General features: G+C 66.5%; 17 protein-coding genes and 1 pseudogene. 9 read left to right on the top strand and 9 right to left on the bottom strand.

Features of this window, described 5'->3' with window-relative positions; all coding sequences use genetic code 11:
- Window positions 1–261: 261 nt before the first annotated feature.
- Both C486_RS07975 and C486_RS21655 read right to left on the bottom strand, forming a co-directional pair.
- A complete protein-coding gene (locus tag C486_RS07975) occupies window positions 262–1,602 on the bottom strand; it encodes a TIGR00341 family protein (RefSeq protein ID WP_008454948.1) in 1,341 nt (446 codons plus the stop codon).
- A 57-nt stretch (window positions 1,603–1,659) separates the two neighbouring features.
- Window positions 1,660–1,797: a hypothetical protein gene (locus C486_RS21655; RefSeq protein ID WP_008454947.1), complete on the bottom strand. Its 138-nt coding sequence runs from the start codon at window positions 1,795–1,797 to the stop codon at window positions 1,660–1,662.
- A 124-nt stretch (window positions 1,798–1,921) separates the two neighbouring features.
- Between C486_RS21655 and C486_RS07970 the strand changes: the two genes are divergently transcribed.
- The 6 genes from C486_RS07970 to C486_RS07945 all read left to right on the top strand — a co-directional run bounded on the left by C486_RS07970 (window position 1,922) and on the right by C486_RS07945 (window position 5,138).
- Window positions 1,922–2,590, top strand: coding sequence for a helix-turn-helix domain-containing protein (locus C486_RS07970; protein ID WP_008454946.1), 669 nt, complete (start codon window positions 1,922–1,924; stop codon window positions 2,588–2,590).
- Between the two features lie 86 nt (window positions 2,591–2,676).
- Window positions 2,677–2,958 carry a 4a-hydroxytetrahydrobiopterin dehydratase gene (locus C486_RS07965; protein ID WP_008454944.1) on the top strand — a complete coding sequence of 94 codons (282 nt, stop codon included), beginning with the start codon at window positions 2,677–2,679 and terminating at the stop codon, window positions 2,956–2,958.
- 31 nt (window positions 2,959–2,989) lie between these two features.
- Complete coding sequence (gene lwrS / locus C486_RS07960) at window positions 2,990–3,394, top strand: LWR-salt protein (protein WP_008454943.1); 405 nt, start codon at window positions 2,990–2,992, stop codon at window positions 3,392–3,394.
- A 134-nt stretch (window positions 3,395–3,528) separates the two neighbouring features.
- Window positions 3,529–4,164, top strand: a complete 636-nt coding sequence (locus C486_RS07955) for an HAD family hydrolase (RefSeq protein WP_008454942.1) — start codon at window positions 3,529–3,531, stop codon at window positions 4,162–4,164.
- A gap of 156 nt (window positions 4,165–4,320) precedes the next feature.
- Window positions 4,321–4,518, top strand: a complete 198-nt coding sequence (locus C486_RS07950) for a hypothetical protein (protein ID WP_008454941.1) — start codon at window positions 4,321–4,323, stop codon at window positions 4,516–4,518.
- A 377-nt stretch (window positions 4,519–4,895) separates the two neighbouring features.
- On the top strand, window positions 4,896–5,138 hold the full coding sequence (locus tag C486_RS07945) for a hypothetical protein (RefSeq protein WP_049910282.1): 243 nt from the start codon (window positions 4,896–4,898) through the stop codon (window positions 5,136–5,138).
- A gap of 150 nt (window positions 5,139–5,288) precedes the next feature.
- Here the strand turns inward: C486_RS07945 and hemA are convergent, their stop codons facing one another.
- The 4 genes from hemA to C486_RS07925 all read right to left on the bottom strand — a co-directional run bounded on the left by hemA (window position 5,289) and on the right by C486_RS07925 (window position 8,945).
- Complete coding sequence (gene hemA / locus C486_RS07940) at window positions 5,289–6,635, bottom strand: glutamyl-tRNA reductase (protein ID WP_008454939.1); 1,347 nt, start codon at window positions 6,633–6,635, stop codon at window positions 5,289–5,291.
- Window positions 6,635–7,291 carry a precorrin-2 dehydrogenase/sirohydrochlorin ferrochelatase family protein gene (locus tag C486_RS07935; protein WP_008454938.1) on the bottom strand — a complete coding sequence of 219 codons (657 nt, stop codon included), beginning with the start codon at window positions 7,289–7,291 and terminating at the stop codon, window positions 6,635–6,637. Before C486_RS07935 ends, hemA begins: the two co-directional genes overlap by 1 nt.
- Window positions 7,292–7,320: 29 nt before the next feature.
- On the bottom strand, window positions 7,321–8,403 hold the full coding sequence (gene ahbB, locus C486_RS07930) for a siroheme decarboxylase subunit beta (RefSeq protein WP_008454937.1): 1,083 nt from the start codon (window positions 8,401–8,403) through the stop codon (window positions 7,321–7,323).
- Window positions 8,404–8,528: 125 nt separating this feature from the next.
- The gene (locus tag C486_RS07925; protein WP_008454936.1) at window positions 8,529–8,945 is read right to left on the bottom strand and encodes a DUF5778 family protein; all 417 of its coding nucleotides are present in this window, start codon (window positions 8,943–8,945) and stop codon (window positions 8,529–8,531) included.
- A gap of 176 nt (window positions 8,946–9,121) precedes the next feature.
- Between C486_RS07925 and uppS the strand changes: the two genes are divergently transcribed.
- Window positions 9,122–10,054, top strand: a complete 933-nt coding sequence (gene uppS / locus C486_RS07920; protein WP_008454935.1) for a polyprenyl diphosphate synthase — start codon at window positions 9,122–9,124, stop codon at window positions 10,052–10,054.
- 151 nt (window positions 10,055–10,205) lie between these two features.
- Entirely contained in the window at window positions 10,206–10,601 is a 396-nt protein-coding gene (locus C486_RS07915) for a DUF7344 domain-containing protein (RefSeq protein ID WP_008454934.1), read from the top strand.
- On the opposite strand, the gene C486_RS07910 is transcribed toward C486_RS07915, so the two are convergent.
- Window positions 10,598–11,203 carry an undecaprenyl diphosphate synthase family protein gene (locus C486_RS07910; protein WP_008454933.1) on the bottom strand — a complete coding sequence of 202 codons (606 nt, stop codon included), beginning with the start codon at window positions 11,201–11,203 and terminating at the stop codon, window positions 10,598–10,600. The genes C486_RS07915 and C486_RS07910 overlap by 4 nt on opposite strands.
- Before the next feature lie 161 nt (window positions 11,204–11,364).
- Here C486_RS07910 and C486_RS07905 point away from each other — a divergent pair, with 161 nt between their 5' ends.
- Window positions 11,365–12,690, top strand: coding sequence for a DUF92 domain-containing protein (locus tag C486_RS07905; protein ID WP_008454932.1), 1,326 nt, complete (start codon window positions 11,365–11,367; stop codon window positions 12,688–12,690).
- A gap of 139 nt (window positions 12,691–12,829) precedes the next feature.
- On the opposite strand, the gene C486_RS07900 is transcribed toward C486_RS07905, so the two are convergent.
- Together C486_RS07900 and dnaG are read right to left on the bottom strand one after the other, a co-directional pair.
- Window positions 12,830–13,033, bottom strand: a complete 204-nt coding sequence (locus C486_RS07900; protein WP_008454930.1) for a hypothetical protein — start codon at window positions 13,031–13,033, stop codon at window positions 12,830–12,832.
- Between the two features lie 67 nt (window positions 13,034–13,100).
- Window positions 13,101–14,246: pseudogene (gene dnaG, locus C486_RS07895) on the bottom strand (DNA primase DnaG); the annotation flags it as partial.
- Between the last annotated feature and the right edge of the window lie 18 nt (window positions 14,247–14,264).

Raw genomic sequence — 14,264 nt, 5'->3', positions numbered from 1 at the left:
CCGATTCCGTCCTGCCGGTCCCCGAACCGAAACCCGTGGGAGTGCTCGACGTTCTCGGCGACCCATGGTCGAATGGGAGGACGACCCGACGACTGAACCGGGGGAAACGACGCCGATGAGACTCCGTTCGGACGGGGCATCGCGATCGGAATCGCGATTGGCGTCGTCATCGGCGTTACAACGGGGGAGTTGGCACTGTGGCTCCCGATCGGTGTTGCGATCGGTGCCGGTCTCGAAGCGGCGCGACACTGACACCAGTCCTCATGGGCCGTTCGAGGACCGAACCGACACCTGCTGGTCGCCGTTACCCCCTCGCTGTTGGGTGACAACGTACTGAACCTCGATCGCGACTCCCGCGTCGCTGTGGGGACTGATCTCCTCATACAGTCGGTCGGCGAGTCCCGGCACCGGACTGGGATCGTTGCTGGAGACCGTCACGACGATCCGCTCGACCGACTGTATCGGATAGTCGCCGTCGAGTTCGACTTCGATGTCTTCGTCCTCGAGACCGTCGTATCGCGACTCGGCGAGCACCGCATTGACCTCCGCTTCGGTCGCCGACTCGAGTTCGGTCGTGTGGAACTCAAGCAGGGTGATGCCGGCCAGCGGTGCAGCTAGCACTAACAGCCCGATGCCGAAGATCGCCGCATAGGTGTACGTCGGCGTCCGTGTCGGCGAGACCTCGAACAGTCCCTGCGGGCGATAGCCGGCGATCCACAGCGTCGCCAGCGCGGCGAGGTTGATCGACAGGAGGTTGACGATCACGAGGACGGCGGCACCGATCGCCGCGCCGGACATCCCCCAGGCGACCGTGATGCCGACCGCGGCCGAGGGCGGAATGAGCGCCGCAGCGATCATCACGCCGACAATGGCCTCCGAGAACCCCCTGGTGAGACTCAGTATCCCGGCGATCCCGGCACCCAGCGCAACCGCGAGCGAGAACAGATTGGGCGCGACCCGCTCCTCGAGTTCGGTGGCGGCGACGATGTCGACCCCCGCGGGCTCGAGGCCGGCGAGCCGAGCGAGCGTCGCGAGGCCGACCGAGGCGACGACGACCAGCGTTACGCCGACGACCTGGTACCTGAAGCCGGTCGACTTCAGTCGACCGTCGCCGGTCACGATACCGATGTTGGCAGCGAGTGCGGGACCCAAAAGCGGCGCGATAACCATCGCACCGATTACCACTGCCGGCGAATCGGCCAACAATCCGGCGGTGGCGACGACGGCGCTGATGAGCAGCATGACGGTATAGATCGCAAACGGGGGCGTGAGCTCGTCGGCCTTCGTGCGCAACACCTGTCTCGAGGTGCGCGATCCCGTCTGCCCGCCGCGACTGTATCGCTCCCGGAGCGTTGCGAACTGTTCGGAGATGACCGTCTCGGCGTTGAGCACGACGACGCTGGCCTCGTCGCCGATCCCGGCCCGCCGCAGTCGATCGAGCAGGGGTTCGACGGCCTGAGTCGGGACCGGGAATCGGACGACCGCGGTGTACCCCCTGCCGCTGGTCTCGTCGCTGACGACGTAGTCGATTCCCTCGTCCTCGAGAACATCGAGCACGGCCCGGCGTTTCCCCTCCGGGACCGTAATCTCGAGATAGCGCATACTGCGGGAACGACCGAGCCGCGGATAGTACTCGGGTCGGCAGTGGACGGGCGGTCGTCAGCCGTCGGTTCCGACGATACCGCAGGCGATCGCTTCGGGCTCGATCAGTTCCGTCCCCTCGATGGCCTCTGGGTATCCCAGAAGCACCGTGTCGTCGGGCAGTCCGTCCGCAATGCGAACCCGCCGACCGAGCACCGTCTCGAGGTGTTCGCTCTCGGCCGCTCGTCGACCGCAAACGAGTCGAGACAGTGGTCACCGGACCCGACAGTCAGCCTCGTCGTCACAGCGGTTTTTACGCGGTGGCGGTGTACGAAGCCCGATGTCGACGATAGCCGATCTCCGGCTTCCGGCCGCGGACACAGCCCTGGCGGCCACCTTCGAGCGCGCACCGGAGGCCACGTTCGAACTCGAGTCCTCGGTGTCGAAGACGCGGCCGTCGCTGTGGGTGTCCGGCGTCGATCCCGAGACGGTCGCCGCGGCCTTCGAGGCCGATCCCTCGGTCGAGACGGCCGAACTCCTCGTCGAAACCGGATCGCGACTGCTGTACGACGTGACGTTCGGCGAGGAGGCGGGCACGAACCGGCTCTGGGACGACCTGCTTGCCGACGGCGGCTCCCTGCTCGAGGCCCGGGCGAGCGACGGGTGGTGGCAGGTCACGGTTCGGTACCGTGACCGCGACACGCTCTGTGATGCCTACGACCGGCTGCTTGAGCGCGGTGTCAACGCCGACCTCCGGCGCGTGACCGACGTGACCGACGCGCTCGACGCCGAGGACCACCAGACGCGACTGACGCCCGAACAGCGGGAAGCGCTCGAGGCCGCACTCGAGTACGGCTACTTCGAGATCCCCCGCGGGGTCTCGATGGAGGAGTTGGCCGAAGAGCTGGGGATCTCCCATCAAGCGCTCTCCGAACGGTTTCGGCGGGCCTACGAGACCCTCGTCGATGCCGAACTCCAGCCGGCTGGCGAGGAGTCGCGGCTCGACTGACCGCCGCCCACCTCGAGCGACGAGCGCCCGCGATGGGTTGGGAGCGCGGCACAATCGTTATTTGATTGGCTTGCGTTCGGCCTGACATGGCTGATCTACTTTCCGACGAGGAGATCGATGCGGAACTCCCTACCGAGTGGGATCGGGAGGACGACGAGATCGTTCGCGTCTACGAGTTCGACGACTACCTTCGGGGCGTCAACTTCGCCCAGATGGTCGGCGAGATCGCCGAAGCACAGTTTCACCACCCCGAGATCGTCATCCGGTATTCCGGCGTCGAGATCCGGCTCACCTCCCACGAGGAGGGCGGCATCACCGAGGCCGACATCGAAATGGCGGAACTGATCGAGTCCGAACGCGACGCCTGAACCCGACCCCGAACCAGCGACCGACTTCACGATGGATGCCGCCTACGTCTTCCGCGTCCGGTTCCGTCTCGAGCCCGCACGGCCGTTCGTCTCCCTCGAGCCGACTTCCGCGGAGACGACGGTTACGCTCTCTCGCGAGGCACCGGAGCCGGGGACGGACGGGTGGCTGTTCTTCCGGAACACGTTGTGGCGCGGCGAGGTCGGCGATCGGGAGTACGGCCGCCGACTCGCCGCGGAGTGGCTCGGCATTCCCGAGCGGACCATCGAGTCCGTCGACTTCCGCGAACTCCGGACCGACGCGGAGTACTTCGACGCACTGCAAGCGGCGATCGCGGCTGAACTGGAGACGTTCAAGGCCGACGATGTCTCTGACGCCCTCTCGAAGTATCTGGGCTCGAGCCTCCGCGTGACCGATGCATCCGATAGTCGCTGCTGAAACGAGTGCCACGCCGACCGCAACGCCGTCAGCATCAGGTGTGCAGTGACTGACAGTGTCTACGATACCGACGGCGTGGGCGACTCGCCCGGTCGATAGGCATTTAATCGCGACCGCCCTATGTTCGGCTCTGCATGGCTCTCGAGCGCGAGTACGATTTCTGGCTGCTCGATCTCGACGGGACGCTCGTCGATGTCGAGTGGTCGTACACTCGTGAGGTATTCGACCAGGTCGGCGACCGGCTCGGCCGTGAATTCACCGATCAGGAAGCGGACATCCTCTGGAACGGGCTGACCGGGTCCCGGGATCGCCAACTCGAGGCGTGGGGGGTCGATCCGACGGCGTTCTGGGAGGCCTTTCACGAGGAGGAAGATCCCCTGGTCCGGGCCGAGCAGACCTATCTCCACGAGGACGCCGCCTTCGTCGCCGATCTCGAGGTGCCGGTCGGGCTGGTGACCCACTGTCAGGAGTTCCTCTGTGAGCCAGTCCTCGACGCCGTGGGAATCCGCGACTGGTTCGACACGCGGCTGTGCTGTACCGAGGAGACGGGCTGGAAGCCCGACCCGGGACCGGTACAGTCCGTCATGGCTGACCTCGGGGTCGCCCACAACGGCCATCGGGGCGTGCTCGCGGGCGACGGCGCGAACGATGTCGGCGCGGCCTGGAACGCCGGGATCGACGCGATTCACGTCGAACGCGTCGGCCACGAGCGCCGCGGACAGTGCGTGCTCGGCGATTATCGCGTCCGCTCGTTCGACGAACTGTCCTGAGCCGTCACCGCCGACCGACGGGTGGGACCCGCTCACGGTCCGCGTGTGCGAGACGACTGTCCACATCTGATCCCGTCCCGTCGAGAGCGACGGCCGGGGTCGCGCTCGCACCCTCGGACCGAAAGGGCTTCAGGAAGCCAGCGGGAGACGGAGACGATGAAGTACTGTCTCGACTGCGACTGGAGCCAGTCCGCCGTCGACGACCCGTCCCAGCAAAGCCGCTCGCGGGCGGCGATCAACCACCACGTCGAAACGGGGCACACGATCGACTCGAGCGACGGGACCGTCCGTCCGACGGTTCCCGCTGTCTCCGGTGTCCTTCTCGTTCGTGACCTGGGTCCCGCGAGCGACTGAGCCGCGGTAACCGCCGCGGTGCTCTCTCACTGCGGCGAGCTGACGGCGGCGTCCGGACTCGAGAAGCAAGTGTCAGCCGGTGCTACGTCCCGGTCGGCGGGATCGAATCGGATGTGAATGTGTGTTAAAAATTTTTGGGTTCAGTCTACTGCTATGAACATATATAATGGTCAATCGAACGTAATTCGATAAAATGGAATTGAGGGTGACCGATCGATCCGATCACACTTCCGACCGGCTGCCCTCTCGGCGGGCCGGAAACAGGAGTCGCTCCCGATTGCCGACCAGCCTGTTTGTGGCAGCCGCGCCCGCATTCACGCTTTCTTACCAATCTCTCGACAGGAAGGCGTATACCGGGATGCTGGGCTTATCGAAGCATGCCACGTGAGACAGCGATGCAGAACAGAACCGGCGCGATCGCACCCGATAGCCCCCTTCCGAACCTCGTGACGATCGTCGCGAGCGGTGTCGCCGAGGGTGCGATCGACGTCGGCGTCCAGCGGTTCCGATTTTCCGGCCGGATGGCGAACATCCGTCTCGTCGACTGGAACGGCGACGAAGCGCTTGACTCCCCGAGCGTCCCGACGGTCCACGTGGCGTACGGCGCGCCGAACCGGTAGCGCGACGCCGAGGCGGTCGAGCGCGGTGGGCCACGGAGCGTCGTCGCCCCGGTTCCCGGCTACAGTACACTGTCGCGTTCGGTACTGTGTCTGGCCGGACTCGAGTACAACCGACCTATAACGAAAATCGAGTCGGAAGGCGGCGCTCGCTCAATCGTCGTCCGTCGCGCCGATCCCCGGGTCGGCGTTCGTAGTGACGACTGACGGCGGCGCGAGCGGGCCGTCGTCCCCGTTGAACTCCGGATTGAACAGTTGCAGTGCGGTATGGATCGTGCTCCAGTCGTCTTCGGCCGCCGCCTCGCGGAGGCTCTTGGTCGGCGGCGCGAGCAATTGGTTGACCAGCGCGTCCGCCATCGATTCGACGACCTCTCGTTGCCCCTCGGTGACCTCGCCCTCGAGACGGGAGAGCGCGGTCTCGATCTCCCGATCTTTGATCCGCTCGGCGGATTCGTACATCGCGGCGATCGCCTCGTCGGCGCGTGCCCGTTTGTACTGTTCCGTGAGCAGGTCGTACTCGCGGTCGATCATCGCCTCGACCTCCCGGGCCGCGTCGGCCCGCTGTTCGCGGGTCTCCGCGGTGACCGACTCGAGGTCGTCCAGATCGAACACCTGAACTGTCGGCAGTGTGCCGGCCGTCGGCGCGACGTCCCGCGGCTGGCCGAGATCGACGATCACCTGTTCGGTCCCGCTTTCCGCCGCGTCGCGATCGGGATCGGCATCGAGATGGCGCGGTCCGAGTATCGGCTCATCGCTGCCGGTCGCTGTGACGACGACTTCGGCACCGGTCACGACGGTCTCGAGCGCCTCGAGCGGCACGACCCTCGTGTCGATTTCGACTTCCAGATCGCCGACGAGGTGGTCGGCGTGGGCGACGGTTCGGTTGGCGACGACGAGTTCGTCGATCCCGCTCGCCGCAAGGTTACGAGCGGCAAGCCGTCCCATCTCGCCGGCTCCAACGACCAGTGCGGTCGCACCGTCGAGGGGGAGTTCCGCGGCGGCCCGCCGTGTCGCGGCCGACCCCAGGGAGACGACCCCCTCGTTGATCGCCGTCTCGGTCCGTGCACGTTCGCCGACGTGAATCGCTTTCGTGACGGCGGCCTCGAGCATCGACCCGATCCCGCCGGCGGCGCGGGCGTCCTCGTAGGCGGTCCGGACCTGACCGATGATCTGGTCCTCGCCGAGAATAACCGATTCGAGGCCGGCCGCGACCCGCAACAGGTGTCGCAGGCTCTCGTCGTGGGCTGTCGTGACGACGGCATCGTCGTCGACCGCGGCGAAGAATTCCTCGAGTGCGGCCCGGCCGACGGCGTGGTCAGCGCCGACGACGTACGCCTCGACCCGATTGCACGTCGAGAGGACGTACGCCTCCTCGATGTCAGGAACGGTCAGCAGCTCTGTCACGGCGGTCTCCTGACTATCGGGGCTGGCTGCGGCCAACTGGTCGACGGTCCCGCTCTCGTGGGTCACTCGCGCGGCAGTCACGACGCCGGTCGACATCACGGCCGTTCACCCCCGGTTGACAGTTTCTCGCCGAGCACGTCCTCGATCACTTGCTGACAGTTGGAAGTACCCGTACGTAAAGCTGTCCAAAGGTCCGGAGAATTGACGACGTCCGTGACGATCTCCCGTCGTCGCTCCGCCGAAATGTCACGCGCCTTTAAATCTTCGCGCAATCCCGCACAGACCCGTGCCATCTCGCCGGCCCCGTCGAGCGTCTCCTCGAGTTCCTCCCGGAGGTACTTGCTCACCGCGGGGGCGGTTCCGCCCGTCGCGACCGCGACGGTCACCGGCTCCTCGCGGACCGTCGCGGGCACGACGACGCTGCCGACCTCGCGTTCCCCCGACCGGTCCGCCCGGTTGACGAGGAGTCCCCGCTCGCGAGCCGCCTCGACGACCGCGTCGTTGATCGCCGCGTCGTCGGTCGCCGCGACGACCAGTGCGGGCGTCGTTCGCTCGAGCCAGTCCGGCACGTCCTCGGGGGCGGGCGCGGCCCGGATCAGTTCGGTGTCGCCGAACTCCCGGTCGGCGAAGGACGGGCTGACGACGAGTACCTGCGCCTCCCGGGCGAACCGCCGGGCCTTCCGGGCACCGACCGACCCGCCGCCGACGACGAGCACCGTCTCGTTCGTGAAATCGTGCAAAAGCGGAATCATTCTTGTTGGAGTGGGGCGGACGTGACGTCCTACTGCTCTCTGGTGTTCGCTTCGGCGCGCTCTGCCATTCGAATCCCGGTTTTCTTCAGTATCTGCGTCGAAAACAGGGACGCCCAGTCGTCGTCGGACACGTTCCACTGCTCGCTCATGACCTCGCGCACCCGTTCGATGCGCCGTTGACTCTCGGTCTCGCTGCGACCGTGGGTCATCGCGAAGAAGTTGTACGGCCAGACGCCATCGTGGCGCGGGCGTCGGTAACAGTGGGTAACGAACGGGAGCGCGGCGACTTTCGGGCCGACCTCGGGAACGACCTCGTCGGGCACGTTCCAGACGGTCATCCCGTTTTCCGTGTAGCCCAGTGCGTAGTGGTTCGGCACCACGCCGATCCGTCGGATTTTCTCCTCGTGTTCGAACCGTTTGACCGTCTCGAGGACCCAGTCGACGTCCTGCCCGATCGCATCGGCGATGTCCCCGTACGGCGTCTCGGTCAGCGGGAAGCCGTCCTGAATCTCGAGGACGAGGTCCCGTTCGGCGGGTGTGAGGGTGGCTTCGTCGGTCGGCGCGACAGCGGGACCGAGCGCCGAGCAGTCGACCCCGGCGGCGGCGTCGTCGCCATCGCCGTCGAGCGGGCCGTCGACGTAGAACTTGGCTTCGACGCGGAACTCCCGTTGTTTCGGCAGATTGTACGTTTCCTGTCCCGTCTCGGCTTCGATTTCGGCGAGGACTTCCGCGACGCGGTCCTCGTCGGCCACGCTCACGACGAACCAGACGTTCAGGTGGGGGTGTTCGCGCTCGTAGTTGTGGGCCACCTCGCGGTGGTCGTTGACCGTCTCGACGATCTCGTCGAACCGGTCCTCGGGGGCGTGCATGGCGACCAGCGTCGCTGCGCCGCCGATTTCCTGGGCGTTGACGAGAGCCCCGAACCGCGAGAGAACGCCCCGCTGGTCGAGGTCGCGAATCGTTGCGAGCAGTCCCGCCGCGTCGATGTCGACCCCGTGGTCGCGCATGGCGGCCGCGGCGTCCTCGAACGGCCGTTCCACGACGGGGAACCCACCCTGAAAGGCGTTGACGACCGCCCGCTCGCCGTCCGTGAGGTCGACGTCCGTTGTCATATGCGTCACTCACGGCTGGCGGTGCATAAGCGGATTGGAAGGCGACTCGAGCCGATCGGCGGCGCGTCCGTTCCACGCGGCCTGAAAACAGGGGTTCGTTGTGGCCCGGCCCCAGTCGTCCGCCCTTACTCCCCTTCGACGCCGGTCACGTCGAAGCCGAGGGCCTCGATGTCGTCGAGGATCGCCTCGTGGTCGGCGCTCGCCTCGTAGTAAATGACGATGTCGAAACTGCCCTCGCGCAACAGTTGCTGACACTCCCAGACGAACGCCTCGTCCCCGAGCGTCAGGCCTTGGTGCTGGTTCGAGGAGAAGTCCGGGTCGTCGTTGCCCGAGTAGACGTAGCAGTCGCTCGGGTCGTAGCCCGAGTGGTCGGCGATGATATCGCCGACATCGATCGTCGCCTGCATCATTTTGACGTCCGCTTGCCCGTCGTAGTCGGTGTGGACGATCGCCCCATTGAGGTCGACCTCGCCGGGCTCGAGCAGCGCCTTGGTCCGCTGGTAGAGGTCCTCGTCGAGCGCGTCGGAATTGGTGGTCGTCATTGTTCGAGTCGAACGGGGCCGGACTGATAGCCGTCACGATTCCGTCAGCGCGAGTAACCCGTCGAACGACGGGATTTCATGGAGTCCCGACGCGACAGCGGTGTGCCCACCGCTGAGTAATAGTGGTACCTAGTCTCACACAAGACACATAGTCGTCGCTGACTTTTACTGGAGTGATGAAGCGGTGGTTCCGTCGGCGCGTCGACGCGGCATACGAGCGGCTGCTCTCCAGGGAAGTCTCCGGCGCACCGACCCACGTCGCGGTGATTCAGGACGGGAACCGACGGTATGCCCGCAGTCAGGGCGATGACGCTCCCGATGGCCACCGCGCCGGTGCCGAGACGACCGAGCGCGTCCTCGAGTGGTGTCAGGATATCGGCGTCGAAGAGCTGACGCTGTACACGTTCTCGACGGAGAACTTCGAGCGTCCCGCGGCCGAAAACGAGGCGCTGTTCGACCTCCTCTGTGAGAAGCTTCGGGAGTTCGCGGAGGCCGACCGCGTCCACGAGAACGAGGTCTGTATCCGTGCGATCGGCGAGACCGAACTGCTCCCCGAGCGCGTCCGAGACGCCGTCGACTACGCCGAACGACGCACGCGTGACTACGATGCGTTCGTCCTCAACATCGCGCTCGCCTACGGCGGCCGTTCGCGACTGCTCAACGCGACCCGCGGGGTCGCCGAATGCGTCGCGGCGGACGAGTTAGCGCCCGACGAGATCGGCGTCGAAGACATCGAACGGCGGCTGTACGACCAGCCAGTGCGGGATGTCGACCTGATTATTCGGCCCGGCGGCGAAGAGCGCACGTCGAACTTCCTGCCCTGGCACGCCAACGGCAACGAGGCCGCGGTGTTCTTCTGTACGCCCTACTGGCCGGAGTTCTCGAAGGCCGATTTCCTACGCGGCATCCGAACGTACGAACACCGGGCGGAATCCTGGCGGCGGACGCGTGCACGCCGCGCACTGGCACTGCTCGGGGCCGTCAGCGAACCCGAACTCGCCGAAGCCCGCTCGATCGTCGACCGGTTTCGCGACTCGCTCCCCTCGAGCGAACAGCCCGACGCGGAGACGCTCGAGGCGGCCGACTCGAACGGCCGGGCCGCCGACTGAGTGCGCACAGGAGACGACAGCCCACCGTGTGGACCCACGGGTCGCCGCGATCACGACTGCGAGACCCGGTGCTCTCGTCGTGCGATGGTCGGTCGCTCCGTTCTCACCCACCCAAAGACATTTATTTATAATTATAGCAACCATACGTACGATGTCGGTACCGAACAGCGCCCCCGCCGTCGATGTCGAGCGGTTCGTTCGTCTCACGGACATCCCCCTCGACGAAGCGTACGCGCTTCTCGCGAACCCCCGAACGCGTCTCACGCTCCACGTCCTCTCGACGTGTGCATCGTCGCTCTCACTCGCCGGACTGACCGAGGCCGTCGCCACGCGAGACGACGCCGACGAACACGCCGTCCGGGCCGCATTGAGCCACGCCGTCCTTCCGAAACTCGAGGCGCACGATGTCCTCGAGTACGACCGCGATGTCGGCAAGGTCCGGTTAGATCGGCCGGTCGTCGCCGCCGACGACCCGGTGGCAGCGCTCGTCGATCACCCCGACTCGACGGGCTCGAGTCCCTCGCCGCCGCGCGACTCGGCGGGTTAACGACCGAAGCGCCGCGACCGATTGCAGTACTCGCGAACCGCCCGCAGGAAGTCCCGCTTGCGGAAGTCCCGCCAGTTAACGTCCGTGAAGTACAGTTCGGAGTAGACTGATTGCCAGATCATGAAATCCGAGAGCCGCTCCGCCCCGGTCTTGATCACCAGGTCCGGCTCCGACGGGAAGACGAGGTGATCCTCGACGTGTTCGTCATCGATCTCGTCGGGGTCGAGATCACCCGCGTCGACGCGCTCCGCGAGGGTCCGGACCGCACTGGTGAACTCGTGTTTCCCGCCCAGACCGATCCCGATCCGGATCGGTGCGTCGGCCCGGGCCCTGTCCTCCGGACCCCGCACTGCGACCGGGCGCGGCGCATCGATCGTCTCGAGTTCGCGCTGTAAGGCCGGCACCGCCGCCGCATCGAGGACGCTCACGTAGACCGTTATCCGCGTGGCGTATTCGACGGCCCACTCGAAGAAGTCGGTCAGCGTGTCGTAGGCCCCCCGCTCTAACAGGTCGCGTTCGGTGATCACGAGCGCGACGTGGTCGGGTGGCTCGGCCTCGTGGCGGCGGATGCGAAGCGCCAGATACCGTTCGTACAGTCCCACGGTCGCGAGTTTCACGGCCGATGGCATACGGGTTACGGGTCGCGCTCGCCGCTCTCAGTTTGAGAACCGTACTCGCGTTGCTGACGGCTGAGGGCGGTGAAAATCGTCTCGAGGCGGGTTCACGAACCTTCAAGTGAACGCCACAGAAAGGGACCGATATCGTGACAGCACCCGTTCGGCGAGCCGGCGTGTTCGCAGCCCTCTGTACGCTCTCGCTCGTCGTTCCGCTCTTCGGTCCGCGAGTGGGAGCTGCCGTCGCCGGCAGCGTCCTGCTGGGGGCCTACGTCGTCACCGGTGGGCCGCTCTTCGACCTGCTCGCCTATCCGGGCGATTACGAGGACGCGCGTCTCTACGGCGTCATCACCTTCGTCCTTGCCGGCGTCGCGCTCGGACTCATGGCGACCGCGGCGTCGATGCCACAGACCGTCTTCGTCGGCACGCTCTTGCTCGTCGGCTACGGCAACCTCGGCGAGCAACTCGTCAGGCTGCGCACTGACGATGCGATCGTCCGCGTCACCGGGTTCTGTCTGACGGGAGTCGCGGCCGCCGCCGCCGGTCAGGTGGCGACCCACACCCTCATTGCCACCACCGCCCCGTCTGCGATCCCGACACTGGTCTTCCTGGCCGCCAGCGGTGCCCTTCTCGGGGCTCTCCTCCGCGACGTGTTGCTGCGCTCGGACGATCCTATCGTCGTCCTCACCGTCGGTCTCCTCCTCTGGCTGCTCGCCGAACTCCGCCCGGCCGTCGCGACCGGCGAAATCGCCATCGCACTCGCCGTTACGATCGCGTTCGGATACGCTTCCTACGCTCTCGAGACGGCCTCGATCGCGGGGATGCTTACGGGCGTGTTGCTGGGACTGGTAACGATCGTCCTCGGGAGCTACAGCTGGTTCGTCGTCCTCATTTCGTTTTTCGCTATCGGCGGGCTGTCGACGAAGTTTCGGTACGACCGCAAACAGACCCTCGGCGTCGCCGAGGACAACAACGGTGCACGCGGCAGCGGTAACGTCCTCGGCAACGCCGCCGTCGCGCTCGTTGCGGTGCTCGGTTACGCCGCCAGCGACGCCGGATTCCTCCCCCACGAGCCCGAACTGTTTCTCTTCGCTTTCGCCGGCTCCATCGCGACCGCGATGAGCGACACCCTCTCGAGTGAGATCGGCAGCGTCTTCGAGCGACCGCGGCTGATCACGACCCTCGAGCCGGTCGAGCCCGGCACCGACGGCGGCGTCACCTGGCAGGGTGAACTCGCCGGTCTCGTCGGCGCGACCGTTGTCGCGGGCCTCGCCTACGGGCTCTTCCCCGAGATCGAACTCGTCGGCGCAGCCGTCATCGTCGCCGCCGGTCTCGTCGGGATGACCGTCGACAGTCTGCTCGGTGCGACGCTCGAAGGACCCGTGCTGGGCAATCAGGGGGTCAATTTCTTAGCGACGCTGTCGGGGGCGCTCGTCTGTGCGTTGCTGGTCCTGTCGTTTGCGGTTCTCGGCTAGAGGCCGTCCGTCGCGTGGATCGCCGCTGCCGGATGCCAGCCCTCGAGCGGAGCACGCGTCGTAGCCGTCACTACGGCCCGTCCTTCGAGGGTGCCTGTCCGGCTCTCCATCGGTCCGGATGGTCGATCGCGGACGGCGGTCAGTCGTCCGCGTCGGAGAAGGCCCGTCCCGGCCGGCTGTCGTCGGCCGCCCGATCGGGTTGCTCGCCGCGCGCGCCGGGTGCGCTCGCCTCGTCGTGAGACTCGAGTTCCGAGCCGGGCGTTCTGACCGTCGCCGTCGCCCAGAACATCATGAAAACGGTGCCGCCGAGCAGTGCGAGCGCGGCCGCCGGTGGCGGTGTCATTGCGAGTGGGTCACCGCCGTCGATATATGAACGGCACGGATCGACACCGACGAGACCCGCACGTCTGTCAGTCCCGCTTCGGCGGCCGCTCTGCGATATCGTCGATTGCGTGGATACGGACGCCGGTCGGGCGTTTGGTGAACTGCCCGAGCGAGCGCGCGACGATCCGCTCGACGCCACGGTCGGCCGCCAGATCCAACAGTCGCTGGCTGAGGATCCCGTCGAGCACGACCGTCGTCGGCACCGTCTCGAGTTCCTGCATGGCGCTGTCGGCGTCGCCTACGTCCACGTCGTCGATCGTCTCGTCGTCGGCATCGAGGAACCGAACGCGGTCGGTGCCCTCGCGGATGACGGTGGTCGCGTGGTCGTAGACTGTTTCGGGGCCGCTCGGTTCGTCGGTCGGCGACCCAGCCACCGCCACGGCGTCGGTGTCCCCGCCGGCCGATCCGCGCTCGCTTTCGTCGGGTCGTGCCGGGGACTGGGGCCCGCTCGACGTCGGCTCCGCGTCCGCCCGTTCGGTCTTCGCCTTCGCTGCCGGTCCCGCCTCCGACTCCGTCATCGACCCGGTGGCGCTCGCGTCGCCGTCGGGCCCGTTCGGGTCCGCGTCGACGCGCTGTGGCGACGCGGTCGTGGAGTCGGACGGCTGCGGCGCGGGCGACGTACTCCCGTCGGTTGCGGCGACGGCTTCCCGTGGTTCGTTCAGTTCCGAGACGGTCTCGTACGGGACCTTGTTCCGCAGCGCGGCGAACAGTTCGTGGTGGTCGAGGTCCTCGACGGAGTTGTCGGCGGGAGCGAAGGCGACGTAATCGATGTCGCCGACCTGGGCGAGCTCCTCGAGGATCAGATCGCCGCCACGGTCGCCGTCGAGGAAGGCGGTGACGGTTCGGTGGCGGGTGAGTTCGGCCACCGCGTCGGGAACGTTCGTCCCTTCGACGGCGATCGCGTTCTTGATGCCGTACTTGAGCATGGTGAGCACGTCGGCACGGCCCTCGACGACGATGATAGCGTCGCTGTCCGTGACGCGTGGGCCGGCCGGCAGTCCCTCGTACTCGGTGATGTCCTCGACGCGGACGTGCTGGCGGACCTCCGCGAGGATCTCTTCGGAGGACATGATCGTGTCGTCGAACCCCGTCCGGAGCAGTTCCTTCGCGCGGTCGACGACTTCCTTTCGCTTTGCCGCCCGGACGTCTTCGATTTCGCGCACCTCGAGCTCTGTCTCTTATACACATCT

This window comes from Natrinema gari JCM 14663, from assembly GCF_000337175.1.
Classification (GTDB): Archaea; Halobacteriota; Halobacteria; order Halobacteriales; family Natrialbaceae; genus Natrinema; species Natrinema gari.
The sequence above is the reverse complement of the archived record's forward strand: the minus strand, read 5'-3'. Positions and strand labels throughout refer to the sequence as shown.